Origin of the sequence: Deinococcus misasensis DSM 22328, from assembly GCF_000745915.1 — a bacterium.
Classification (GTDB): domain Bacteria; phylum Deinococcota; class Deinococci; order Deinococcales; family Deinococcaceae; genus Deinococcus_C; species Deinococcus_C misasensis.
Window position 1 is genome coordinate 1 of the sequence record NZ_JQKG01000043.1, and the last position, 24,484, is coordinate 24,484.

Annotated in this window: 19 protein-coding genes; 12 read left to right on the forward strand and 7 right to left on the reverse strand. The window is 55.7% G+C overall.

The window, feature by feature from the left end:
• The 3 genes from Q371_RS26045 to Q371_RS19195 all read right to left on the reverse strand — a co-directional run.
• On the reverse strand, positions 1 to 2,978 hold a 2,978-nt coding region (locus Q371_RS26045), incomplete at its 3' end, for an Ig-like domain-containing protein (RefSeq protein WP_051964824.1).
• Between the two features lie 273 nt (positions 2,979 to 3,251).
• The gene (locus Q371_RS19190; protein ID WP_034343501.1) at positions 3,252 to 5,489 is read right to left on the reverse strand and encodes an AAA family ATPase; all 2,238 of its coding nucleotides are present in this window, start codon (positions 5,487 to 5,489) and stop codon (positions 3,252 to 3,254) included.
• Positions 5,486 to 6,334: a winged helix-turn-helix domain-containing protein gene (locus Q371_RS19195; protein WP_034343505.1), complete on the reverse strand. Its 849-nt coding sequence runs from the start codon at positions 6,332 to 6,334 to the stop codon at positions 5,486 to 5,488. Before Q371_RS19195 ends, Q371_RS19190 begins: the two co-directional genes overlap by 4 nt.
• 233 nt (positions 6,335 to 6,567) lie before the next feature.
• Here Q371_RS19195 and Q371_RS19200 point away from each other — a divergent pair, with 233 nt between their 5' ends.
• The 4 genes from Q371_RS19200 (at position 6,568) to nrdR (ending at position 13,078) form a co-directional block, all read left to right on the forward strand.
• On the forward strand, positions 6,568 to 9,129 hold the full coding sequence (locus Q371_RS19200) for a DEAD/DEAH box helicase (RefSeq protein ID WP_034343507.1): 2,562 nt from the start codon (positions 6,568 to 6,570) through the stop codon (positions 9,127 to 9,129).
• Positions 9,130 to 9,210: 81 nt separating this feature from the next.
• Positions 9,211 to 11,793, forward strand: a complete 2,583-nt coding sequence (dnaB, locus tag Q371_RS19205; protein WP_034343509.1) for a replicative DNA helicase — start codon at positions 9,211 to 9,213, stop codon at positions 11,791 to 11,793.
• 98 nt (positions 11,794 to 11,891) lie between these two features.
• Complete coding sequence (locus tag Q371_RS19210; RefSeq protein WP_084571542.1) at positions 11,892 to 12,638, forward strand: SDR family NAD(P)-dependent oxidoreductase; 747 nt, start codon at positions 11,892 to 11,894, stop codon at positions 12,636 to 12,638.
• Positions 12,635 to 13,078 (forward strand): transcriptional regulator NrdR, encoded by a 444-nt coding sequence (gene nrdR / locus Q371_RS19215; RefSeq protein ID WP_034343511.1) that lies wholly within the window; start codon positions 12,635 to 12,637, stop codon positions 13,076 to 13,078. Before Q371_RS19210 ends, nrdR begins: the two co-directional genes overlap by 4 nt.
• Before the next feature lie 140 nt (positions 13,079 to 13,218).
• On the opposite strand, the gene Q371_RS19220 is transcribed toward nrdR, so the two are convergent.
• Positions 13,219 to 13,968 carry a YncE family protein gene (locus Q371_RS19220; protein ID WP_034343513.1) on the reverse strand — a complete coding sequence of 250 codons (750 nt, stop codon included), beginning with the start codon at positions 13,966 to 13,968 and terminating at the stop codon, positions 13,219 to 13,221.
• A gap of 585 nt (positions 13,969 to 14,553) precedes the next feature.
• Here Q371_RS19220 and Q371_RS19225 point away from each other — a divergent pair.
• From Q371_RS19225 to Q371_RS19250, 6 genes are all read left to right on the forward strand, one after another.
• Positions 14,554 to 14,742, forward strand: a complete 189-nt coding sequence (locus Q371_RS19225) for a hypothetical protein (RefSeq protein WP_034343515.1) — start codon at positions 14,554 to 14,556, stop codon at positions 14,740 to 14,742.
• A 107-nt stretch (positions 14,743 to 14,849) separates the two neighbouring features.
• Positions 14,850 to 16,004 carry a class I SAM-dependent rRNA methyltransferase gene (locus tag Q371_RS19230; protein WP_034343516.1) on the forward strand — a complete coding sequence of 385 codons (1,155 nt, stop codon included), beginning with the start codon at positions 14,850 to 14,852 and terminating at the stop codon, positions 16,002 to 16,004.
• Positions 16,005 to 16,189: 185 nt separating this feature from the next.
• Positions 16,190 to 16,420, forward strand: a complete 231-nt coding sequence (locus tag Q371_RS19235; RefSeq protein WP_051964827.1) for a DUF3248 domain-containing protein — start codon at positions 16,190 to 16,192, stop codon at positions 16,418 to 16,420.
• Positions 16,421 to 16,473: 53 nt separating this feature from the next.
• Positions 16,474 to 16,938, forward strand: coding sequence for a DUF3809 domain-containing protein (locus tag Q371_RS19240; protein WP_034343520.1), 465 nt, complete (start codon positions 16,474 to 16,476; stop codon positions 16,936 to 16,938).
• A 113-nt stretch (positions 16,939 to 17,051) separates the two neighbouring features.
• Entirely contained in the window at positions 17,052 to 17,732 is a 681-nt protein-coding gene (locus tag Q371_RS19245; protein WP_034343523.1) for a metal-dependent hydrolase, read from the forward strand.
• Between the two features lie 99 nt (positions 17,733 to 17,831).
• The gene (locus tag Q371_RS19250) at positions 17,832 to 18,761 is read left to right on the forward strand and encodes a serine/threonine-protein kinase (protein ID WP_051964829.1); all 930 of its coding nucleotides are present in this window, start codon (positions 17,832 to 17,834) and stop codon (positions 18,759 to 18,761) included.
• Here Q371_RS19250 and Q371_RS19255 read toward each other — a convergent pair.
• The gene (locus Q371_RS19255) at positions 18,738 to 19,382 is read right to left on the reverse strand and encodes an HAD-IA family hydrolase (RefSeq protein ID WP_034343525.1); all 645 of its coding nucleotides are present in this window, start codon (positions 19,380 to 19,382) and stop codon (positions 18,738 to 18,740) included. The genes Q371_RS19250 and Q371_RS19255 overlap by 24 nt on opposite strands.
• A 231-nt stretch (positions 19,383 to 19,613) precedes the next feature.
• Between Q371_RS19255 and Q371_RS19260 the strand changes: the two genes are divergently transcribed.
• Together Q371_RS19260 and Q371_RS19265 are read left to right on the forward strand one after the other, a co-directional pair.
• The gene (locus Q371_RS19260; RefSeq protein ID WP_034343529.1) at positions 19,614 to 21,131 is read left to right on the forward strand and encodes a Ppx/GppA phosphatase family protein; all 1,518 of its coding nucleotides are present in this window, start codon (positions 19,614 to 19,616) and stop codon (positions 21,129 to 21,131) included.
• A 137-nt stretch (positions 21,132 to 21,268) separates the two neighbouring features.
• Positions 21,269 to 21,604, forward strand: coding sequence for a hypothetical protein (locus Q371_RS19265; RefSeq protein ID WP_034343531.1), 336 nt, complete (start codon positions 21,269 to 21,271; stop codon positions 21,602 to 21,604).
• 134 nt (positions 21,605 to 21,738) lie between these two features.
• Here Q371_RS19265 and Q371_RS19270 read toward each other — a convergent pair whose 3' ends face one another.
• Together Q371_RS19270 and Q371_RS26050 are read right to left on the reverse strand one after the other, a co-directional pair.
• Entirely contained in the window at positions 21,739 to 23,709 is a 1,971-nt protein-coding gene (locus tag Q371_RS19270) for a PP2C family protein-serine/threonine phosphatase (RefSeq protein WP_051964831.1), read from the reverse strand.
• A 1-nt stretch (position 23,710) separates the two neighbouring features.
• The gene (locus Q371_RS26050) at positions 23,711 to 24,481 is read right to left on the reverse strand and encodes an FHA domain-containing protein (RefSeq protein ID WP_051964833.1); all 771 of its coding nucleotides are present in this window, start codon (positions 24,479 to 24,481) and stop codon (positions 23,711 to 23,713) included.
• Positions 24,482 to 24,484: the final 3 nt, after the last annotated feature.

The window sequence follows — 24,484 nt, forward strand, 5'->3', positions numbered from 1 at the left end:
CTGTAAGGTGCAGTGGTGTCAGAAAGCTTGAGCACCCCATCGATGTAGAAGTCCACCCGCGCCACCCCATCGCTGTCCGTGGCTGTCGCAGCCATGTTGATGCTTGCTCCTGCAGCAAAACTCTGGCCTTCGGTGGGGCTCGTGACACTCAGGGTGGGGGGGGTGTTCACGGTGCCCACGGTGATGTTGCGGGTGACGGTGCTGGCTGCACCTTTGGTGTCGGTGGCGACCACCCGCACGGTGTGGGCTCCAGAGGTGAGGCCGGTGGCAGCGTAACTGTAAGGTGCCAGGGTGGAGGTGGCTTTGAGCACGCCATCCACGAAGAACTCGACTTTGGCGACGCCGTCACTGTCGGTGGCGGTGGCGGAGACATTGACGGTGGTTCCCGTGGCGAAGTTCTGACCTTCGGTGGGGGTAGAAACGCTGAGGGTGGGGGCAGCGTTGGCCTGAATGGTGATGTTGCGGGTGACGCTGCTGGAAGCTCCGCCGTTGTCGGTGGCAACTGCACGGATGGCGTGTGCCCCTGCGGTGAGGCCGGTGGCAGCGTAGGTGTAGGGGGCGGTGGTGTCGGAGAGTTTGAGGACACCATCGACATAGAAGTCGACTTTGCTGACGGTGCCGTCGGTGTCACTTGCAGTGGCGGTCACATTCACAGTGCTGCCCGAGACGAAACTCTGGCCTTCGGTGGGACTGCTGATCGCCACGGTGGGAGCCACATTGGCGGTTCCAACGGTGATTTCATATTTCTTGACCCAGATGTTGCCAGTGCCGCCCGAGGACTCATCGCCGAACTCGACACCGCTCATGTAGTGCTCGCCGTTGGCAAGGCCTTTGGCCACTGCATCCTGAGCAAACTTGGTGATGGAGATGGAACCGGTGTTGCGTCCAGCTGGGCCTTTGTAAGCCAGGTAATCCCAAGTGGCTCCACCGCCAGAGATGCGGGCTTTGTACACATCATAGGTGACGCCATCAATCACAGAAGTGGCCACTTTGCTGCCTGCAGGGTTGGTACCAGCATCGTAATCCAGCCAGAGCATGATTTCGGTGGTGATGTCCTGAGGACGGGCAGCTCCATCGCCGGGGGTGGAGGTGAACCAGATCTCGGGGGCGAAGTCGTAGTGTCCGGTGCGGGTGCCTTCCACATCCCAGGTCATTTGCACGTTGGGCATGCCGTTGATTTTCATGGGGAAGCGGGGGTCGGTGGAGGTCATGGTGTCCCAGGGCTTCCAGCCGTACACAATCTCGGGGTAGGCGTACACGGTGGGATCGTAGCCGGGCCAGTTCCAGTTCCAGCCGTATTGTTTGACCCCGTTCACGGTGCGCTCTTGCAGGCACTGCTTGTAGGGCTGGCCATTGGTTTTTGCACTGCCCCAGGTGTTGTTCACATAGATGTAGTTGCCCACCCGGATGGTGTGGAAGTCCGTACAGTATTCGGTGACAGGTCCGGTGGTGGTGCCCAGAGAAACGGCAACAGAGGCTTCAGAGGTGGCGGCTTTGTCGTCGGTGGCAACAACTTTCAAGGTGTGACTCCCGTTGGTCAGTCCAGCAACACTGAAGGTGTAAGGTGCAGCGGCTTTGGTTTGTTTGAGGACGCCATCCACATAAAGGTCCACTTTGGCCACCGTGCCGTCACTGTCAGAAGCGGTGGCGCTCACGGTGATGGTTGCACCTGAAGCAAAGTTGGTGTTGCTGGCAGGGTTGGAAATGGCCACCGTTGGAGCCTGGTTGGTGGGGGTTCCGCCTCCAGAGAGGGGCACCAGGTAAGGTTTCACCACGTTGTAACGGACGGTGTCGATGGTTTTCCAGTCATCCAGCAGGATGCCCTTGGTGTCACCCGAGTTGGGGTTCAGGGACCAGTAGGTCCAGCTTGCACCGATCTTCTCCAGGTATTTCAGCAGGCTGGGCAACCAAACCTGATCTTTGGGGTCCTGCAGGGTGCTGCCGAACTCACCCACAATCACTGGTGCGATGTTGTTTTTGACGAGGTAACCCCAGTATTTGTCCCAGTGGGGCTCAAGGGTGGCAGGGAAGCTGGGATCGGTGAACCAGGGTTGCTGGTTGTACACGCTCATGCCGTAATCGTGGCTGGAGTACACCAGTTTGTTGGGTTTGGTGAGGCGCACAGGGAAAGTCTGCGCACCCATCAGGTTTCCGCCCCACCAGTTGCAGTTCATGTTGGGGTTGGGGTTCCACTGGTTGGGTTTCACGGCGCTGCCATCGCTGGCCCAGCACTCGTTGCCTTCCACAATGATCAGCCAGTCGGGGTTGACAGCCAGAATGGCGTTTCCGGCTTTTTCTGCAGCCAGACGCCAGTCCTGTGCAGGATCACCACATCCCCAGCAGGAGTTGGGACCGGCACCGTCCACAGAGTGGGGCTCGTTGTGGAGGTCGGCACCGACCACGGTGGGATTGCCTTTGTAACGGTTGGCCAGGAACACCCAGTCGGAGATCCATTTGCTTTCAGGGTAAGCAGAGGTGTACCAGAGGTGGGATTGTCCTGCAGAATCAGGACGGTGACGGTCCAAGAAGATTTTCAGGCCAATGGTGCCCGAGTGCTCGATGATTTTGTCCAGAATTTGCAGGCTGTTGAGGCCTTTCAGCTCGGGGTTGGCAAAGTCGTTCAGGCCCGAGGGCATTTTGGGGCCACTCAGCATTTCGTTGGAGAAAGGAATGCGCAAGACGGTGAAACCCATGGCTTTCACCTGATTCAGCACATCTTTGTAGTTGACGCTCCACAGACCGTGGGGCATGAAGTTGGCGGTTTCAAAGCCGAACCAGTTGATGCCAGTCATGCGAACCACTTGACCGTTCTGGTCGATGATTTTGCTGCCCGAAGTGGACCAGAAGCCCTCTCCAACCTGCTGGCTCACATTGACGGTGGACTTGTTCTGCTGTGCAGCATTGGGGGTCTGGTTGCTTCCGCAAGCCATCAAGGCCACGCTGAGCAGGGTGAGGGCAGAAAACTGAACTTTACGCATCGTTACCTCTTTGTTACACATGATCTCTGGAAGTTCTTCAGCCATCGCCTGAAGATGCGAGCTTGGATGTGGGGACCACACAAATCGGTTGAAAGAAACAAAAACAGCTTATGTTACGAAACCTGAAAACTCCTGAAATATGTGCCTGCTCTGGGCCAGGAAAACCAACAGAGATTTTCAGATTGTGTAACTAAAATGAAGACAACCATGAAAAACACCTGTGCGAGACAGGTGTTCGGCCTCGAAAAAATTTTCAAGGCTGCATGGGCAGGGTCAACCTGCGGCCAGTTGTTGCTCAAGGGCCTCATACATCTTCTGTCGTCTGGGTGTGATGGCCCATGCGAACTGGTGATGGATCTGAAGGCACAACTGGTACATTTTGCGGGCTTCACTGTATTGCTTTGAAGCCACTCCAATCAGGGCTGCACAGTAATTGATGTCAATCAAGGAGTTGATGGTGGGGACCGTCTTCTTGCTGTGCATCACCTGATGGATCAGGGCAGACGCTGCGCCGATCTGGCCGTCCTGAACATGGGTCAGGATTTGCACCCCGATCAGGTCATTGACTTTGATGGCTTTTTTCTTGTCTGAGAAATAATCCAGACAGATTTGCAGCATCTCTTTGGCCTGATCGATGCGGTGCATCGACACATTCAATTTCGCCACCAGCAAGAGCAGGTGCAAACGAACCGTGTTCATCTCCTCAAAAGAAAGCTGGCTGTTTTCCAGTTGCTCGTTCAGAACGGCATCGGCACGGTCAAGCTGGTTGGTTTCAAAGTACAGTTCTGCAAGGTGAAGCTGGCTCCAGGCCATGCCCCAGGTGTTTCCACGCTGGTAAAAACCGGCTCTGGATTCCAGAAAGCACTTCTCGGCTTCTGCGAATTGACCCCGCACAAAGAGCAAACGTCCGGTGTGGCTCTGGATCCAGAACTTCTGGTCCGGTTCACCGATCTGATCGATGATTTTTTGGGCCTGCACCGTAAATTCATCTGCACGGTCCAGATCGCCCCAGAACAGGCAAAGGTGGGCAAGCCCCTGATACGCCCCCGCCATCCCCATCAGGTTCTGGTGTTGCTGGGCCACCTCCAGAGCCCGCGAAAAATACTTGCGGCTGCCCTCGAAGTCGAAATTGTCGTTGGAAATCCATGCTGCCCCGATCAGGGTGTTCACAATGGAGAGGGCAAACTCGGCATTGTCCTGCTGGCCTTCTTGCTGGACATATGCTTCGTAAAGGGAATCACAGTACGTCAATCCCAGATAGAAGAATCGGGACGCTTGCCAGTACTTCCAGATGTAAGACACCAGTCGGGCAGACACCATCGGATGGTTTTGCAAATTGGCCGAAATGATCTGGTGGATGCTGCTGGCATGTGCACTGAAGTATTCGCTCTGAACATCAAAAGCATGCTCTTTGTTCTGCTGAATCCGGCGCACATAATAACGGGTGTAGAGGTCCAGCATCTTGTGCTGCTCATGCTCCGGGGTGAGTGTACGGGCATAAACCTTGACCACATCCAGAAAAAACAGCATCGCCCGGCCATCTCCAGCCACCTTTTGATAGAGCAGGTTTTTTTCCATCAGGCTGGTGACCACTGCGCGTGGATCGGCCTGAATGTGCTGCTCCTCGAAAAGCACTTGCAGGATGTGCAGGGTTTCATCCAGATCGAACTTGCCCTCAAAGAAATTCAGGTAGCGAAACACCAGTTGTTGTTCTTTTTCCAGCAACTGGTAACTCCAGTCGATCAGGTTGCGCATGCTGCGCTGGCGGTCGTCCAGATCGATGGAAGCTGGATGGTCCTGCAGCAGTTGGTTGTCCTGCAAGAACTTCAGGATGCTGGGGAGGGAGTGGGTGAACACCTGACTGGCCACCAGTTCGATGGAGAGGGGAATCCCTTCCAGCAAAGCACAAATCTGGAACATCAAGTGCTGGTTCTCGGGGGTGAGGGGGAGTTCCGGATCGGCCATCCGGGCACGGTTGTAGAACATCTGGATGGCTTCGTTGCTGCTGAGGTCGGTGTCCAGAGCCTCAAAATTGAACGGGTGGATTTTGTAAACGCATTCACCACGCACTTTCAGGCGTTCACGGGAGGTCACCAGAATCTTGATGGTAGGGCATTCTGCCAGCAGGTTCTTGATGAACAGGCCAATCTCTGGCAGGTGTTCCATGTTGTCGAAAATCAGCAGGATCCGTTTGTTTTGAAAGTATTCCACCAGAAATTCGGTGATCATCTCGATTTTCACATCGGTGATGTCAAAAAATTTGGCCATGTTGGAAATGAACACATTGGTGTTTTTGCTGTTGTATGCATCAAAAAAGTAAATGCCGTCTTTGAAATCCTCACGGTGTTGTCTGCTGAACTCGATGGCCAGACGGGTTTTGCCGACCCCTCCAAAGCCCACAATGGAAATCAGGGCATACCGTTGAAGGGCTTCTGAGAGTTTTTCGAGGTCTCGGGTTCGCCCGATGAAGTCGTCCAGGTAGCGGGGCAGGTGATGCTGCGTGGCTTTCATACTGCACTGAGCCTCTGTTCATTGACCAGTTGAATGGCAGCTTCTCGCAACTGGGACACCAGCAAAGTCACAGGTGCACCTTCGCCCAGAGCATGTTTCAGGAGTTGAGCGGTGCGCTGCACAGCAGGCAAGGCCAGTTCACGGGACAGTTTCAGGATGGTGTCGAGGGCTTCCATCTGGTACACATCCCGGGTGAGGATCAAGAGGTGCAGGACCAGTGCACGGTCCAGAGGGAGTTGGGGTTTCTGGACTTCTGACTGCAGTTTGGAAAGCAGGGTTTTGTTGAGCAGCATGCGCTGTTCTTCAATCCATGGGGAGTCGAAGCCTTCCATCAGTTCGGACAGGTAAGGTGGGGTGATCTTGCCTCCGACAAAGATGGGAGCATCCAGCTTTCCGGTGTCCAGCACGAAGTGAAGCTCTGGAGAAAGGCTGTAGTACTTGCCTTTTTTGACGATGGCTTCGTCTGACAGGTCCAGATGGTCTTTGAGCAACCGCCTCAGTTGACGGATGGCCGTGTAGACGCTGTCTGCAGATTTGCCGTCCCAGATGTCTTCCAAGAGTTGGTCTTTGGTGGCTGCGGTGTTGAAGATCAGGTACAGCAGCAGTTCCAGCACTTTCTGGTAGGGGAATTCCAGCACTTTCCCTTTGTGCAGCACTTCAGGAATGCCAAGGGTGGTGATGTGCAGAGCTGTGGGAGGAAGAACCTGCAGTTGCGGGCGAGAACCGGTTTGTGTGATGGAGCCATGCATGTGCATGGTGGACTGAATGTGGGCCAACTGCACCTGCACCCAGCTCTGGAGTGCATCAAAGTCAAGCCTGACTGGGGGGACTTTTTCAGGCAACACGAACACCTCCCATAAAGGGCAAACGCTTTCACTGTGAATTATGAACCATGATACTACAGGAATTTCCGCTCTACAATGGATTTTTCACAGAAACCCCTCAGGGAAATACCCGAGTTCATATAGACCAGTTTTCAATTTTGAACCCGGTTCAAATCAAGGGGGATCCCCGAGCGAGGGGTCGGTCAAATTACGTTCATCCCAAAAAAGCACTTTTGATTTACACTGTAAAACCGATGTCGGCGCTCTCCCCTTTTCTTCAGGACCTGCTGGGCAACAAAGCTCGCCCGTTTTACCAGGAAGAAGGTCACCCTCCCAGACTGGTGGATGTGTCCACCCTCGGATGGTCTGAACGGCTGAAGCAGGGCTTCAAGCACCCGCAACTGTATTCCCATCAGGCCGACTGTTACCAGGCCATGCGGGCCGGAGAACACGTGGTCATCACCACACCGACCGCCTCTGGAAAAACCGGGGCTTTTCTGCCGGCCATCGTGCAAAACCTGCTGGACGATCCCAACGCCACTGCCCTGCTGGTTTACCCTCTGGTGGCCCTCGCACAGGACCAGAGGGAAAAACTGCAAGCCTTTCTGGACGAAGCAGGCATCCTGTGGCTCACCGAAGAATTTCAGGGACAGGCCACCGTGGAAAAAGCGTTCCGTGAAGGGGTTCGCATTGTGATGGCCACCCCCGACAAACTGCACTGGGCTCTGGCCAACCCCAGGGTGGCCCTGTTCTTGAAACACCTCAAGCATCTGGTGCTGGACGAGGCCCACACCTACCGGGGCGGATTTGGCTGCGAAATCTCGGGATTGATCCGCCGGGTGCTGGCCCTGTCAGAGCATCTGGGCGCAAAACCGCAAGTGGTGCTTTCTACAGCCACCATCGGCAATGCCACCGAATTTGCAGAATCATTGACCGGACTGGAATTCACCGAGATCAACACCTCGGGGGCCAAGAAATGCCCCAAGACCTATTATCTGGTGGACCACCGTGGACAGGCCCGCAAATTCTGGGACAACCTCATCAACCAAACCTTGGTCCACGGCCAGAAAACGCTGGTGTTTTTCAGGGGGCGTTCCAAAGCCTCACGGATGCATGCCCAGTACCACAACCGTCCCGAGTACCGCGATTTTGTACACCTTTACATGTCGGGTGCAGGGGCCAGAGACGCCCGCCTGAGCCGCTTCAGGGAAGCCAGAAGTGGGGTGATGTTCGCGACCAGTGCTCTGGAAGCCGGAGTGGACATCGGAGACCTCAGTGTGGTGGTGCTGGACGGTTACCCCGGTTCACGGATGACCTTCCGGCAGATGGTGGGCCGGGCTGGACGCATTGACGAGGGGACCATCCTGTACCTGCCTGCCATGGACGAGCACGGGGTCCCGAGACCCGCAGATGCTTTCTACAGCAATCCCCAGAACTTCCGGCAACTGCTGCAAGGGGCCGTGGAACGGGCTGTGATCGAAGCCCACAACAATTACATCACCCCCAAACACCTGTCCCGCATGCAACACGAATTCTATGCCGTGGGCCTGAATCCTCCCGAGCAGGCTGCAGGCAGCAACTGGGCGCTGGGCATGAAACGCTGGAACCTCCGCAGCGACGACGGCGAAAAATACTATGTGGTGGAACGGGAACTCTGGGAAAGCAACCCCAAAAAAGCCCTGTTTGAACCTCTGGAAACCCCCAGCGGCCACTACGCCCACGCTGAAAAGCACATCGGAGCGGTGTTCAGTTGGGATGGCATCGGTTATCAGGTGTCCGACTGGCTGCCCAGCCCACAAGGCACCGTCATTCTGGTGGAAAAAACCCCTCAGGTGGGAGAATTCACCCGGGGCAACTTCCGGGTCAAAGTGACCCCGGTCAAAATGGAAAAATGGGAAACCCGAGGCGATCTGGCCTTTCGCTTTGGAGAGGTCAGTGTGCAAAAAGAGTACCTCGGGTACCAGTTGCACCGACAGGTGTTCGCCAGAGCCTGCCCCAAATGCGACCACGAAGCCCAACCCGAAGAAAAAACCTGCCCGAAATGCAACGCCCGCATTCGGGACCGGGTGCTGGAACAAAAACTGGCCGAGCACACCTTTGAAGCCCCCCTGACCCTGCCCAGTTTCCGCACCTGCACTCTGGAAATCGGCGTGAAGTCCACCGGAGGCACCGCCCACGCCCTCAAACACGCCTTGATCAAACTGATCCCCGAGCTGGTGGCCTGCGACCCCAACGACATTGCCGGAGCCTTCCGTGCAGACAAAGACAACTACTTCTTCATTTACGACGACTGGAAAGGCGGACTGGGCATCAGTCACCGGGCGTACAAGGACCTGCCCCTCCTGCTGGACCGGGCTCTGGAACTCTGCTCCAGCACCTGTTGCGAAAACGGCTGTTACCAGTGCCTTGAAGTGGAACGCTGCGGCTCTCCCACATTGGAAAACGGGGAAAACCGCCACCTCAACAAAACCGGTGCCCGCGAATTTCTGGAAAACCACCTCGGGAAGAAAGTGCGGATCGAAGCGGCACCCCTCCCAGAGATCGAGGCCAGCACCCTCAACTGGGAACTGCAAGCCAGAGAACTGCTCGAACTGCAAGGCCTCTCCAGCACCGAAGTCAGCAAACGGCTCGGGATTCCCTCCCGTGAATTTCAGAATTTGCCCTCCTCTCCCCTCAGGGTGATGCACCCCAAATTTGGAGAGGGCATCCTGATCTCGGCCATCGGATACGGCTCCCTCAGGAAAGCCAAAATCCGCTTTCCAACACAAGAAAAAACCTTTCTGGTGGCCCTTGCGCCCATACAGGTGATTGGTTAAATTTGAGTTTCGCCTTCTGTCTGAACCCCATCCAACAAAAGGGATGGGAGTGGTAGACTGAAAAGCCTTGAGAGGTCACACATGGATCCTGTAGCACGAGTCGCACCAAACAGCATTGACGCCGAAGTGAGCGTTCTGGGCAGCATTTTGCTGGACAATGACACCCTGATCAATCTGGGAGACCAGGTCACATCAGACATGTTCTACCGGGAATCCCACCGCAAAATCTTCGCAGCCATGCGCCTGCTGGCAGACCGTGGACAGCCCATCGATCTGGTGACCCTTTCCGAAGAACTGCGGGCCAAAAACGTGCTGGACGAAGTGGGAGGGGTTTCCTATCTGGTGGGCCTCTCCGAAAGCGTGCCCACAGCCGTTTACGCCGAATATTACGCCCGCATCATTCAAGAAAAATTCACCCTCCGGCAACTGATTCAGGCCTCGGGCAAAATCATGCAACTGGCCTACGACGGAGAAGTGGCTCTGGATGAACTGCTGGACCGCTCTGAGCAAATGATCTTTGATGTCTCCCAAAAAGAAGGCAAAGATGAATTCCAGAGCATGAACACCGTCATGCACGACACCTTCGAGTACATCACCCAACTTCATGCCACAGGAGGTCACGTCGAAGGCACCAAGAGCGGGTTTCGGGATCTGGACAGCATGATCACGGGCTTTTCACCGGGCAGTTTGAACGTGCTGGCCGCCAGGCCTTCAATGGGAAAATGCTTGACGGCAAACACCTGGATTGATGTTCCCGGAACAGGAAAACGGGTCACCATCCAAACCTTTGTGGAACAACAACTCCCCGAGGTTTACGGCATCTCAGAAACCGGGAAATTGCGCCCCACCAGAGTCTCCCACTGGATTGACAGTGGAGTGAAGCCTGTTCGGCGGGTCAAAACCCGGCTCGGGCGTGAGGTGGAAGTCACCCTCCACCATCCCTTCTTGACCCCAGAGGGTTGGACCCCCCTGTATGACCTGCAACTGGGCAGCCGAATTGCTGTTCCCAGACAGGTGCCCAATTTCGGAAACCAGAGCCACCTGACGTCAGAACAGGTGCGTTTGCTGGCCTACCTGATTGCGGAAGGCAACCTCACCAACACCTCTCCGAGGTTCACCAACACCGACCCGGAAATCGTGGCAGACTTCAAAGCCATCGTTGCGAGCCTGTTCCCAGAGCTGACCGTCAGACAGGACGGCATCGATTACATTGTGGCCCGTGCCCATGTTCCCGGTGCCCAGAAGAACCAGAAAAATCCCCTGACGGAATTCCTGCGTGAACACAGCCTGATGGGGAAAAGCGCCCACTTCAAACGGGTTCCAGAGGCCATCTTCACCCTTGGCAAAGAAAAGACCGCAGAATTCATCCGGGTGCTGTTCAGTTGCGATGCCACCATTTACAGCCTGAATGGCAAGCACCCCCGCATTGAATTCACGGTGGCCTCCAGAGGGCTTGCAGCAGACATCCACCACCTACTGACCCGGTTTGGCGTCGTTGCCAAACTCTGGCAAAAAACCGCCAAATCCCACAGGGTCGAAATCACCGAGCCCCAGAGTGTGGCCCTGTATCAGGAAGCCATTGGATGGTTTGGTGAAAAAGCCACACGGGTTTTTGAATTGCATCCAGAAAGGCACAGCAACTCGGGCCACCTCCCCGCTCAGGTCTGGGAAAAAGTGCGTGCCCTTGCCAGCCAACACACCCTTTCACTGACCCAACTGGCCACCCTCAGCGGAGAGAAAGTGGGGGTCGGTTACAACCCCCACACCAACAGGGGCATCACCCAAAAAAGACTGGAAGGCTACGCACAGGTGCTGCAAAGCCCAGAGCTGCAACGCCTCTCCAGCCCGGACCTGTACTGGGATGAAATCGTGTCCATCGAAGACCTCGGAGAACAACAGGTGTACGACCTGACTGTGCCCGACGGTTCCAACTTCATTGCACAGGACATCTGCGTTCACAACACGGCTTTCGCTCTGTCCATCGCGCAAAACGTGGCTTTGCGCGGTGAAGGCAAAACCACTGCCGTTTTCAGTCTGGAAATGCCCGCCCAGCAACTGGCCCTCCGCATGCTGTGCTCCGAAGCCCGGGTGGACATGAACCGCGTCAGAAGCGGTCAATTGAGCGAACAGGATTTTGTGAGGCTTGCCAACGCTGCCGCCAGACTCAGCGAAGCCCCCATTTACATTGACGACGTGCCCAACTTGACCGCCAACGAACTGAGAAGCAAACTGAGGCGCATCAAAACCAAAACAGGCTCTCTGGGCCTCGTGGTCATTGATTACTTGCAGCTCATGAGCGGATCCAAAGGGGGCGGAGGGGAAAACCGACAACAGGAAATCAGTGCGATTTCTCGGGGCCTGAAAGGCATTGCCCGAGAACTGGAAGTCCCTGTGATCGTGCTGTCCCAGCTTTCCCGTGCTGTGGAACAGCGTCCAAACCACCGGCCCATGCTGTCCGACTTGCGCGAATCGGGGGCAATCGAGCAGGACGCAGACATCGTGATGTTCATTTACCGGGATGAGTATTACAACAAAGAAACCGATCAGCAGGGCATTGCCGAGATCATCATCGGCAAACAGAGGAACGGGCCTGTGGGCACGGTGAAGCTGCAATTCCACAGCCAGCACGTGCGCTTCAATGACCTCGCGCAAGATGGGGTTTGAATGCCTTGCACCCCAGAGCCCCCAGAGCAAGGGGCTCTGGAGGCCATTTCTGTTTTGCGTAACTTTTACACTTTCCGCCCACAGTGTACACTGGGGTCATGATGTCACATCCTCACGCCCAGTCGTCTGAATTCTGTGCTCTGGATGGTCGCATTGTGGCCGTGACCAACGCCGACCAGGGATTTGGTCGCTCCATTGCCCTCATGCTTGCCGAGAAGGGCGCCACGGTGATCCTGCTCAGCGACAACCCCGAGGCCATCAGCGTGCTGGCTTCCGAAATTGAAGAAAAGGGCGGTGAGGCCATCCCCATCAAGGCCAGTCCCACCAGCATGTCCGACTGGCGGGCCGCTCTGGAAAAAGTCACCGAGATTTTTGGCGAGGTGCACGGCATTGTGCATGTCGCGGATCGGGTGAGTTATTCGCACTTTGATTACCTTCCAGAGGCCGAGTGGGTGGAGATCGCCAATTACAATGTGCGTTCCAGCCTGACCATTTTGCAGCACATCAAACGCAACCACCAGCACACCTGGGTGACGGTGATTGCCCCTCCTCTGGACGCCCAGTTGCTGCACATGCATGCCTTCCGTGGGGCGTTGATCCATTTGACCCAGCATTCCGTGCAGGAAAACCTGCGTGTGAACCTGCTGATTCCCAGCCGTGCAGCCCACAGCGATGAGTGGGACGTGGGCCTCAGCACTGCGGTGTGTCATTTTGCCGATCCCAAAATGGAGCACATCGCTGGAAACATCATCACGGTGCCTCTGCCACCTGTTCCCAAACCCGAGGCCTTAGAGGCTCTGGAAGCCGCTGAAGCCGAAGCCGAGTGGGAAGAGGAAAATCCGTGAAGTGTCCGTACTGCTCTTCGGCAGACACGCGGGTGATCAATTCCCGCCCGAGCGACGAGGGGGCCTCGATCCGCAGGCGCAGGGAGTGTGAGCGGTGTGGACGCCGTTTCACCACTTACGAACGGGCACAGCTTGAACCCCTGATGGTGATCAAGCGGGACACCCACCGCGAACCGTTCAACCCGGACAAGTTGTTGCGCGGTCTGATGCTGGCCACCGAAAAACGCCCCATCAACCATGAAGCACTGCGCAAGTTCGCATACAGCTTTGAGGATGAAAACCCCACCCATGAAATCACCTCCGAGGAAATCGGACGGCGGGCCATGCTGTTCCTGAAACCTCTGGACGAGGTGGCCTACATCCGGTTCGCTTCGGTGTACCGTGAATTTGATTCTCTGGAGCGCTTCATCGAGGAGATCAAGGGTCTCAAAGATTCCTGATGCCCCTGTGCCTTTGGGCACATGTACGGATGTGCCTCAAAAGACCAGAGGTGTGTTGGAACAGGTTCAGAAAAGCATTTTCCCTCTGGCAAAAGGACCGCAACAGGCAAGGACAACAGGTGATGCATCCCTGTTGTTTTTTATTTCACCCTCCGCAAGGAAGCCAGCAAGTCCCACACCTGCAACTTCCCTTCCAAATCCACAAACAACACCCTCTTCCCATCCTCAGACAACACCACCTGCGATGCCGTCTCAAAAGGCAACACCACCTCGCCCACCCGATCCCACGTCCCTGTTCGGAACACCTGCAAACCCGCGTACTCCTTCCCCTCCGTGAACGTGTACCCAGAGCATTGCGCCACCAGATGCTTCCCATCTCCACTCAGAAACGTGATCCGACCCCGGATGTTCCTCGGGCACACCTTCCGAATCAACTTCACTTCCTTCCCTTGCAGGTCATACACCCGCACGTTGTCTTCCCCATCGTTGTACACATGCCCCACCAGATAACGGTCACTCACCGTCAGATGCTCAATCTCCTGCTTCAACTTCAGTGTCCTCAAGAACTTCTGGTGCTCCAAATCGAACACAAACACCACAGCAGAACCACTCTGGTTCACGTACAGCAGTTTCCCTGAAGGGCTCTGGGCAGTGAACCAGTCTGGGAATCGGTGCATGTCTTTGGTGTTCACATTGTTCGGATCACCTTTGGCCCTGTCTGGCAAGTCTGCTGGTCCAGAGATTTTCTTCACCTCTCCCCACACCACTTCACGCTCGGGAGTGATCTGGATCTGAAGACTGTACAGAGTATTTTTGACTTGAGCAAACAGATGGTCTTTGTAAATGAAAACATCGTTCGCGTTCAGTTTATCAATTGGATTATTTTCCATAAGACGCTTTTTTTTCGATAAATCAATCCAGTAATACCCAAATCCGCCAATTAGCATCATTTGATTCATAATTCCTATTGGAGGAGAGATCGAAAATCCATCATTAAAAGTTGTGGTTTTGATGGCATATGTTGATTTATCAATTATTTTAATACTGGCGTCATTCATCACGTAATAACCGTCTGGAGCTTCCCAAAAATCGACCCTGGGCACCGGACCCAAACCCAGATCCACCGTCCTGTTCGCCAAAGCTGAGCAAAGCGGTAAAACCGTGAGCAGGAACAATATGCCTTTTCCAATGAAGTCTCTTTGCATTTATCACTCCTCTCAATGGGCACCAGCAAAAAGCCTGATCCATTGATGTCTACTGATTTCCGGCCATTCTTGTGCTCTTGTTTCTGAAGCCCAATCCCTGCAACACCAAGGCCCATTTTGCATCCTGTATATTCAGCCCTGACTCAGCCACATATTACAAAATCACAACATAAATGATTTCATGGAGTCTGTTGAATTCGACCAAACCATGAAGAATCCTGTCAGACCCCAAATGTTAGACTGTGTTCCTCATTTGCTCGGGAGGTTGTCATGTGGGTTGGAATCCTGATGTTTGTGGTGTTGCCCGCCTTTCTGATCTGGCTTTCGTTCCGCATCAAGCCCAGAGAGGAGTTCTCTGAGGATTCCGCCCTGTACAGGGGACTGGCCCGCAATGCTGGCGTGGAGGCCGATGAAGAAATCCGCGTCCGTGAAGACGACAGCGTGAAATTCAACCTTTGAGCTTGCCGTTCAAGGTGCTAAAATCAACCCCGAGGTGCAGTTCAGGATCCGCCTGAACTGCTTTTTTTCGGTCTGCTGGAAAAGCAGATGCTGCAAAAGGGGTTTTCATGTCGAGTGCTGTGTTGAGCAAAAGAGGGTTGGAGCGGTTCAAAACCCGCCACCCATGGATTTACAAATCGGACACTTTAAGCCTGCCCAGAGAAGTCGGAATTTTTCCCGTGGAAGACGACAAGGGTCGCGTTCTGGGTTATGCGCTGGTGAATGCCAGAAGCGAAATCAGTGTGCGGGTGCTGACCTACTGGAAGGAAGCCAATGCAGACACCCTGCTGAACCGGGTGCATGCTGCGCTGGATCACCGCGAAAGCCTGAACATCGATGCAGACAGTTACCGCCTGATCCACGCCGAGGCCGACGAACTGCCTGCCCTGGTCGTGGACAAATACCAGGATTATTTGGTGGTCCAAAACGGATCTGCGGCTCTGGAAGTGTATCTGGATGAGATTCTGGAGGTGCTGATCGAGCGCCTGCAACCCAGAGGCATCCTCGGGCGTTTTGAGAACAAGAACCGGGAACTCGAAGGCCTGAGCACCGAAAATGTGGTGCTGTATGGCGAGGTCCCTGAAACCATCGAGTGCCGTGAATCCGACATCCGTTATCTGGTGAACCCTTACACCGGCCAGAAAACCGGGGCCTTTCTGGACCAGAGGGAAAACCGCACCTTGCTGGGCACGTACGCCAGAGGAAACGGGCTGGACGTGTTCAGTTACCACGGTTCCTTTGCACTGCATCTGGCCGGAAAATGTGAGGCTCTGGAGTGCATTGATGTCTCTGAGGAAGCCCTCCAGCGTGCTGAGGAGAACATGCACTTGAACGGTTTCCAGAACGTGACTTTCACGGTGGCGAATGCCTTTGACCGCCTGCGTGAACTGGAGCGCTCTGGGGTGAAATTCGACACCATCAGTCTGGACCCTCCGGCCTTTGCCAAACGCCGCAAGGATCTGGAAGCCGCATATGGGGCGTACAAGGAACTCAATTTGCGCTGCATGAAACTGCTGGCTCCGGGGGGGGTGCTGGCCAGTTCCAGTTGCTCTTTCCACGTTTCGGACAGCGACTTTTACGAGATGCTGGGAGACGCTGCCAGAGATGCAGGTCGCCGTTTCCGCATTCTGGACCGCAAAACGCAGGCTTCAGACCACCCCGAGATGCTGGGCGTTCCAGAGACCCGGTACCTGAAGTTTGCTTTGCTACAAGCCATGGATTGAGGTGGAAGGCAAAAAGCAGAAGGCTCAATGTGCTTTTGCGTTTGCACAAAAAACTTCAAGCCTGATGCACGGGCAAAAGCTTTTTTATGCCTTCTGCTCTCTGCCTTCTGCCTTCTGCCCTTTCTAAAGAATCGTAAGCTTAACCTAAGATTTTCACCAGCAACCCAGATACCATGGAGGACAGAATGGGGCACGAAGAAATCACGCCTGAATTGCATCAATCTCTGGACCAGTTGGCCGGTCAACTGGTGTGGAAGATTGGTCGGGATGAAGAAACCGATGAGATGATTGTGCGGGTGGGCTTTGCCTCTTCAGCACCCCGCTTTGCCCGCAAAAGCAAACTGAGGGCTGCCACCGACTCCGATGTGGCTCTGGCCCTGAAGACGGGCGAGTACCGGGTGGAGTGGATCGAGTAAATTTATACCCGGTTTAAGTTATACTGGGGCCACACGCGCGAAGGAGTTTCAGCATGCAAGTACAGACTTCACTCACCTGCAGCATTTCCCATCCCGGCACCCCCGCAGATGCCCTGAACTTCATTCAGGATCCCCACCAGAGCCTCGCCAAAGTCAAGTTCATCCGTGACCTGCACATCGTGGATGGCAAAGTCCGGGCCAAATTTGCCGTGAACGTCCCCATGTTGGGAGAGCAACTGATCCCCTTCCAGAGCATCATCCACCCCACCGAAAAAGGGGCCACTCTGGAGGCCACCCCACTGGACAAAGCCGCATGGGCAGAAGTCAGTGGAACGGCCCATCTGGAAGGTCAGGACATGACTTACGAACTGCATGTCACGGTGCATTTCGAAATTCCTGAAGCCCAGAAGTGGGGTGGAAACGCTTTCCTGAAAATGGTGGAAGCCACCGCCAAACAAACGCTGGACAAAGTCTCCAAAGAGTTTCCCAAAGCCCTCAAAGACGCTGCGAGCGCCTGAAGTGAAGTCCCCAGAGAGCAGAGGCCACACCTCTGCTCTTTTGTGTGCCATCTCAAAAGTGTCGCGGCAAAACCTTAAAATGAAAACAGCACACCAGAACCAAGGAGGACAACATGCGCATTGAATTTCTGGGTCACTCATGCCTCTACATCGAAACCGGTTCCCACCGCCTTTTGATTGATCCCTTCATTCAGGGCAACCCTGCCTGTCCGGTCACTCTGGAAGAACTGAAATCCAGAAACATCACCCATGTGCTGGTCACCCACGCCCACGGAGACCACTGGGGCAACACCCTTGACTTTGCCAGAGAAGGTGCACAGGTGATTGGCATTGTGGAGGTCACCGGATACGCTGCCCGGCATGGGGCCTCCAGCATCCATGGCATGAACATTGGGGGCAGCTTTGCTTTCGATTGGGGCTCGGTGGTGCTCACCCCTGCATGGCACTCTTCAAGCTTTCCAGACGGCACCTATGGTGGATTCCCCACCGGAATGGTGCTCACCATTGAAGGCAAAAAGATTTACCACGCCGGAGACACCACCCGTTTCCGGGAAATGGAATGGATTGGAGACCTCGGGCTGGACCTGGCTTTCTTGCCGATCGGAGACAACTTCACCATGGACCTGCATGAAGCCGCCAGATGTCTTCCCCTCTTGAGGCCCAAACTGACCGTTCCCATCCACTACAACACTTTTCCGGTGGTCCATGCCGATCCCACCCTGTTTTCTGCAGAGGCCGAAAAGTTGGGTTACAAAGTGCAAATCATGAGCAGTGGAGCGACTTTGGAACTGTAAATGGCTCCACAGATGTAAGAATTCTGTGCGAACAGGTACACTAGACTTCTAGGGACCAAATCATGGGCCAAAGGCCACAAGCATTCTGAAAGAGGGTTTATGCGGGATTACACTGTCAAACGCATACTTGCAAAAACCAGCATGGCTCTGGTTCGTTTGGCTGAAGATCCAAAAGGGCAGCCTGTGGCGTTGAAAACCCCGCTCCAGAGCACCCTGGACGATCCAGAACAATTGAAACGTTTTGCAAATGAAATTGGAACCCACATGCAGCTCAACCACAGCAACATTGCACGGGTGGTGGAGGGCTCGGCGCTCATCGACAACCCCTTCATTGTGCTGCATTACTATCCAGACGGCAGTCTGGACCTGTACCTGCAAGCCAACGGCAAACCCGACCTGCTCAGGGGCCTCAAGTTCATCCGGGATGTTGGACTGGGTCTGAATTACCTGCACAGTCTGGGTTTTGTCCATCAGGACATCAAAAGCAGCAACATCTTCTTGCAAGGAGACAAAGCGGTGCTCGGGGATTTCGGTGTGACGGTGAGCATCCAGAACCCCAAATACTCGGCAGGAAGCCCTTTCTACATGGCCCCCGAGATTTACCGGGGTGAACCGGGCAGCATCCCCAGCGACGTGTACAGCCTCGGGATTCTGGCCTACGAAATCCTGACCGGTCAACGCCCCTACAACGGCAAAACCTACGATGAACTGATGTTCGCCCACCTGAACCAGTACCCCAAATCCTTGCTGCAAAACAACCCCGGTCTGACCCGCCGGGCTGCTCTGGCCATCGAAAAGGCACTGGCCAAAAACGCCAAGGACCGCATCGATCTGAACGGGTTCATTGCCGCCATGGACGAGAACATCAAAAAACTGGAGACCCCCAACATGGTGCCAGAAGAACAGGCGGCCATCAGCAAAGAACGCTTCAGTGGCAGCCTGCGCAACACCCCTGCATCAGGGGGATCTGAACCCGAGGAAGACAAAAAAGGCTTCTTCCAGCGTTTATTTGGCAAAAAGCGCTCTTAACGCTGTCAAACCGCCTTTCAGGGAATCCAGCTGCTTCACTTCAGGCAGGCGTCTCTGGGAGGCGGTCACCTTGTTGGGCACCACCACACAGCGCAAACCTGCGCCCACAGCCGCCGTAGACCCGTTCAGAGAGTCTTCCAGAGCAATCGCCTGATCGGCTTTCAAGCCCAGTTTGCTGAGGGCAAGGAGGTACAGGTCGGGAGCAGGCTTCACCTGATGCACTTCATAACGGGTGGCAAACACCTCGAAGTACTGCTGGATGCCGTGCTTGCCTGTCCATTCATCGATCCATTCCCAATCGCTGCTGGTGGCCATGGCGATGCGGATGCCTTCTGCCTTGGCTTCTTCAAAAAGGTCCAGAACCCCTTCACGCAAAGGGGATTCACCGATGCGGCGCAACACATCTTCACGCACCTGTGCATGAAAACCGTCCCGCTCGGCTTCTGAAAATTCAAACGCTGCCCAGGGATCAAATGCGCCCCAGGTGCCAATGCCCATCTGCCAATCGGAAAGTTGCAGGACCTTGCCCTGCCTCTGGTAGAACGCCTCGTAGGCTTCGAATTCGGGGGTTTCGGTGTCCAGAATCAGGCCGTCAAAATCAAAAATCAGGGCTTCAAACACAAGCTCAGTTTAAACCTCTGGGGGTCAGAGGACGGTGAGGTGGGTTGCGAGGGGCAGAAGGCTGAAGGCAGAAGGCGACCACAAAGCTCTGGCTTTTGCAATGAAGGGCGAGGCACGCCTCGCCCCTACATGGGGGGTAAAGGGTGTTCTGCCTTCTGGTTTTTTGCCTTTTCCCTTCAACCCAACATTTGCCCCCTCACCCCTGAGCCTTCCATCCCTTAAAATGCTCTCATGCGGGTTGCCATTGTCGACGTAGGGACCAACTCCTGCCACCTCCTCATCGGTGAGTTCAAAACCGGACAGGTCAGCAGTTACCACATCATCGAATCCCTCAAAGACCGCACGCGCCTCGGGGAATGCCTGCAAGATGGCAAACTGACCGAAGAAGGTTATGAGCGGCTGAAGACCGCACTCTCCAAATTCAAAGTGATTGCAGAGGTCAGCGAAGTTTCTGACTTCGTGGTGTATGCCACGTCTGCCACCCGGGATGCCGAAAACGGACCCGAGGTGGTCAAGCGCCTGCAAGAAGAAATTGGCGTGAACGTGCAGATCATCAGCGGTGAAAAAGAAGGCGAACTGACCTACATGGGGGCCGCCTCCAGCGTGGAATTCAGCGAAAGAAACATCTTGCTGGACCTCGGAGGGGGAAGTCTGGAAATCGTGCTGGGCAACAAACACACCGCCCGCAAGGTGGTCAGTGTGCCTCTGGGTGGGGTGCGCCTGAGGGAAATGTTCCTGAAAAAAGACCCTGCCACTCCAGCCATCCTGAGCCGCATCGAAAAACACATCACGGACACCCTCTCCCCTCACCTGCCCGAGTTTCCCATGATGCCCGGCACCCGAGTGATCGGTTCGAGTGGCAGCATGGAAGCGATTGCTGCCTTGCTGGCCACCCGCGCAGGACTGGCGAGTTTGGGCCTGAATGGCTACAACTTCAAGGTCAGCGACCTGCAAAGCATCTATGAGGAGTTGCGCTACAAACCCCTCTCTGAGCGCCTGAAAACCCCCGGTCTGGACCCCAAACGTGCGGACATCATCGTGGTGAGTTTGCTGGTGATCCTGACCACCCTGAAACTCCTCGGGGCACAACAGGTCATGGTTTCTGGTGGGGCCCTTCGTGAAGGCATGATGATCGAGTACCTCGCCAGAGAGGCCGATTACGAAGCGCAGCTTTCCCCCAGACAGCGCAGCGTTCTGGAAGTCGCAGAACGCTTCCGTTTCGATGCCGCCCATGCCAGACACGTCACCCAGACGGCCAAAGACCTGTTCATGCGCCTGCTGGAACACGTGAAATTCCTGCCCGAGGCACGCAGCATGCTCAGGGCTGCAGGCATGCTTCATGAAATTGGTTTGCTGGTTGGGCAGAGCAGCCACCACAAGCACAGCCAGTACCTGATCCGTCACTCGGGCCTCAGGGGCTATGAACCGTGGCAGGTCGAGGTGATCGCTCTGGTGGCCCGCTACCACCGCAAAACCCCACCCAGAGCCACCCACAGCGATTTCCAGTCCCTGAGCAAAGAACAGCAGTTGCTGGTCCGGCAGCTTTCCGCCATCCTGCGGGTGGCAGACGGTCTGGACCGGTCCCACTCCCAGAGCAGCAGCATCCACACCCTCATCAAAGAGGGCTCGGGCTGGGTGCTGTACGTGCAACCCGGCCATGTGGTGAACCTCTGGGGGGCCAAAGAGAAAAGCGATTTGTGGAATCAGGTGTTTGGACCGCTGAACATTCTGGCGTGGGAAGAGGCCTAAAGGCAGAAGGCCAAGGCAACCTTAAAGCTTTGGCTTTTGCAATGCAGGGCGAGGCACGCCTCGCCCCTACGAGTGAGACAACAATATTCTGCCTTCTGCCTTCAACCCTGAAATGCAGTGTTAAACTCTTATGCAATATGTTGCATTTCTACGCCATTGACGACCAGCAAACCCCCCCAGAGGACCTGAGCACCCTGCGGTTTGTGGGGTTCATGTCCCGTCGGGAGCACCATGACCTGACGCCGCTCTGGGAAACCGTGGCCGGGACCCACCTGCACCTGCAAGACGAAATGGACACCCGCCTGAAACTCTCAGACCTGCAAGACCTTCAGGGGGGCCTTTTGAAGGTCTACGAGAAGAAGCCCCACCTCTGGGAGCATTCGAGCTTCAAGCACTTCGAGGAGGTTCTCAGGGTGGCCCTTGCTGAACACAAGGGCTTGCTGGTTTTGCCACACGAGAAAAAGCCCGGTTGATGTTCCGGGCTTTTGGGTTTTACAGCGTTTATCAGTGAAATAGAAGGATTCAAATGAATCCTTCTATTTCAAAAAACCCTTTCCAGAACAACAACCTTTTATTCTGTCAAACGCTCTAAATCCGCAAACCTGATCTACTGGACGCGTTCAGCAATCAGAACGGTGGCGTTGTCCGGGGCACCCGAGTTCAGGCTGGCCTGAATCATGGCTTCGGCGGCCTGCTCAAGGGGCATCTCCATGAAGCCTTGCAGGTCATCGAAGGGCACCTCACCCCATACCCCATCGCTGAGCAGCAGGATGCGGTCTCCGACGGACACGGTGAATTGCAGTTGCATCACGTAGTCGGGCTGGTGTTGCTTGAGGGAGCCCAGAGAACGCAGCACTTTGTTGCGGTCCGGGCTGTTTTCGGCTTCTTCGAGGGTCATCATGCCACTGGCGACCAGTGCAGCCACCAGAGAGTGGTCTTTGCTGATCTGCTTGAGGGCACAACCCGAGAAGTGGTATGCGCGGGTGTCTCCCACATGCCCGAGGGTGACCTGGCTGTCTCGGGCCACGATGCCAGAGAAGGTGCAGCCCCCATCCCGGCCATTCATTTCATCGAGAACGGCCTGATTGCATTTCCAGACGGCATTTTCGATGGGTTCGGTGTTGGCCACACGGATGAAGGTTTCCACGGCAGCCTGAGAGGCCACTTCTCCGGCCTCCATGCCTCCCATGCCGTCTGAGACGCAGGCGATCAAGAGGGTCTGGCGGTTGTGGTGGGTGTACACCTGTTCGGTGCGGTAGGCGTAAGAGTCTTCGTTGACCGGACGGTCCGGGTTGAGTCCAACGGTGGCCCGGGCCACCACCTTCCATTCCACAGTTGAGGTGGGCTTCAAGAGGTTCAGTGCTGCACGCCACTGGGCTGGGTCCACGCGCTTGTGGGATGCTTGCAAAGCCTGATACAGGGTTTGTGGCACCCCTGCGATGGGCAAAGCACCCAGCAAAGCCCGGGAAACCCCTTCGGCAGGAAGCAGTTCTCCGGTCAGCAGGCGGTACATCAAAGCCCCGAGGAAAAACACCCCCTCTTTTCCAGTGGCTGCGAGGCCGGACATCACCTCTGGAGCGGTGAACCCTTCACGGTAAACGGTGGTGACGGGCTCTCCAATGCGGGCGATGCGTGGAGGGAAACGCAGGCGCACCCCCTCTGGCGTGAGCACCAGACCGTCCGGGTCCAGATCGATCAGGGCGTAACCCTGCTTGAACAGGCTGAACACGTACTGACTGAGGCTTTCCATCACCTGCAAAGTCTCGGGCAGGCTGGAAGGAAAATGCAACGCTTCTCCCTCGATGTCCGGGAAAACCACCCCTTCATTGCCAGAGTACAGGGCTTTGGGGGCAATCCGGTGGGCCAGCAAACTGCCCCACAACACCTGCGGTTGCATGTGGACCAGCAGGTTTTCTCCAGTGCTGGAGGTGGCTTTGAACCACCCTCTGGGGAGGGCATCGGTCACGGTGAATTGAACGTTGCCCCATTGTTGGGCCTGATCCCGCTGCAAGGTGGGCTCCTCGAAGGTGGAGGGCAGGATTTCCTCTTCCAGAAAATCGTCTGCGGGGGTGGGCACCGGAAAACTGACCTGCAACGCAGAGGCAGGAACTTCGGTTTCAGCCCGAATTTCACCTTCTGGCTCTGGGTCTTTGATTTCGGGGGTGTCCTGTGCAGGAGGCAATTCTTCAGGGGTTTGGGGCTGTGCAGGAGGCAAATCTTCAGGGATTTCCGGCTTGGGGTCTTCGACAGGAGGCTCTGGATCGGTGGGGTGCTCTCCGTACACCCGGTCCACCTGTGCCAGAATGGCTTCTTCCAGAGCAGGATCGGTCTCAGGGGCCGGACTTTCCAGATCGAACGTCTCTTCCAGCACAAGGTCCTGCCTGTCCAGACCTTCATCGTTGACCGGCTCTATAAGGGGTTCGGTGGGCAGGTCATCCGGGGTTTCCACAATGGGCGGCACCAGAGCAGTGCTGTCCATTTCGTGGGGCTCTGGAGAAGGCACCGGGGTGGCAGGTGCGGAGGAGGTGCCCGGAGTTTCCTCCGGGGCCTCTCCGTCCTGTGGACGAGGATCGGTCATCTCAGTCCTCCTGGAAGATCATCAGCAGGTTGCCGAAGGCGATTTCGTCCCCGTTGTGCAGCACGGTGGGTTCTGCAATGCGTGGACCGAAATTCACATCTCCAGACTTGCGGATGAACACCCCGTTGGTGCTTCCGAGGTCTTTGACTTTCCATTCGCCCCCTTCAGAGAACACCTGTGCGTGACGGCGCGAAACGTGCTCTGAGCCGGGCAATCCGGTCACATCGATGTCCACAGGGCCTGTGGAAGCATCAAAACGACCCAGCACCAGAGCCCCACCCATCAGGGGGATGCTGTCGCCAGAGAGCACACCGTATTTCTTGATGGCCAGTTTGGCGGCTTTGGGTGCGCTGGGTGTGGGAGCAGGGGCTTCCACAGGAGCAGGAACAGGCACTTCTGGGGTGGATTCGGGCTCTGGGAGGGCCTGTTCGGTGCTTTCAGGGGTCACAGGGCCACTGGCGGTGTCCTGCACAGGGGTGGAAGGTTGCACCTCTTCGAGGGGCTCCTCAAGGACTTCTGAAGCAGGTTGGGGCTGCAAAGGCACCTCTGGGGTGGGTGCAGGGGGATTCTGGGAGATGGGCTCCTCTACCACCTGAGAGACAGGTGGGGTGGGAGGCACCACCGTTTGTTCAAACGTGCTGTTTTCAGGAAGGCCCGAGTCCCTGACTTCAGGGCTGGGGGTGGAGGGGGTGGCGGCCAATTCAACGCCGCATCCATCGCAAAAACGGGCTCCATCAGGGTTCTGGGTTCCACACACTTGGCAAACAATCATGTT

What these genes read in the sequence shown, in the direction of transcription:
- Q371_RS19190 (WP_034343501.1), bottom strand. Translation starts at nt 5,489, where the DNA reads ATGAAAGCCACGCAGCATCACCTGCCCCGCTACCTGGACGACTTCATC.
- Q371_RS19200 (WP_034343507.1), top strand. Translation starts at nt 6,568, where the DNA reads ATGTCGGCGCTCTCCCCTTTTCTTCAGGACCTGCTGGGCAACAAAGCT.
- dnaB (WP_034343509.1), top strand. Translation starts at nt 9,211, where the DNA reads ATGGATCCTGTAGCACGAGTCGCACCAAACAGCATTGACGCCGAAGTG.
- Q371_RS19210 (WP_084571542.1), top strand. Translation starts at nt 11,892, where the DNA reads ATGATGTCACATCCTCACGCCCAGTCGTCTGAATTCTGTGCTCTGGAT.
- Q371_RS19220 (WP_034343513.1), bottom strand. Translation starts at nt 13,968, where the DNA reads ATGGAAAATAATCCAATTGATAAACTGAACGCGAACGATGTTTTCATT.
- Q371_RS19225 (WP_034343515.1), top strand. Translation starts at nt 14,554, where the DNA reads ATGTGGGTTGGAATCCTGATGTTTGTGGTGTTGCCCGCCTTTCTGATC.
- Q371_RS19230 (WP_034343516.1), top strand. Translation starts at nt 14,850, where the DNA reads ATGTCGAGTGCTGTGTTGAGCAAAAGAGGGTTGGAGCGGTTCAAAACC.
- Q371_RS19235 (WP_051964827.1), top strand. Translation starts at nt 16,190, where the DNA reads ATGGGGCACGAAGAAATCACGCCTGAATTGCATCAATCTCTGGACCAG.
- Q371_RS19240 (WP_034343520.1), top strand. Translation starts at nt 16,474, where the DNA reads ATGCAAGTACAGACTTCACTCACCTGCAGCATTTCCCATCCCGGCACC.
- Q371_RS19245 (WP_034343523.1), top strand. Translation starts at nt 17,052, where the DNA reads ATGCGCATTGAATTTCTGGGTCACTCATGCCTCTACATCGAAACCGGT.
- Q371_RS19250 (WP_051964829.1), top strand. Translation starts at nt 17,832, where the DNA reads ATGCGGGATTACACTGTCAAACGCATACTTGCAAAAACCAGCATGGCT.
- Q371_RS19260 (WP_034343529.1), top strand. Translation starts at nt 19,614, where the DNA reads ATGCGGGTTGCCATTGTCGACGTAGGGACCAACTCCTGCCACCTCCTC.
- Q371_RS19265 (WP_034343531.1), top strand. Translation starts at nt 21,269, where the DNA reads ATGTTGCATTTCTACGCCATTGACGACCAGCAAACCCCCCCAGAGGAC.
- Q371_RS19270 (WP_051964831.1), bottom strand. Translation starts at nt 23,709, where the DNA reads ATGACCGATCCTCGTCCACAGGACGGAGAGGCCCCGGAGGAAACTCCG.
- Q371_RS26050 (WP_051964833.1), bottom strand. Translation starts at nt 24,481, where the DNA reads ATGATTGTTTGCCAAGTGTGTGGAACCCAGAACCCTGATGGAGCCCGT.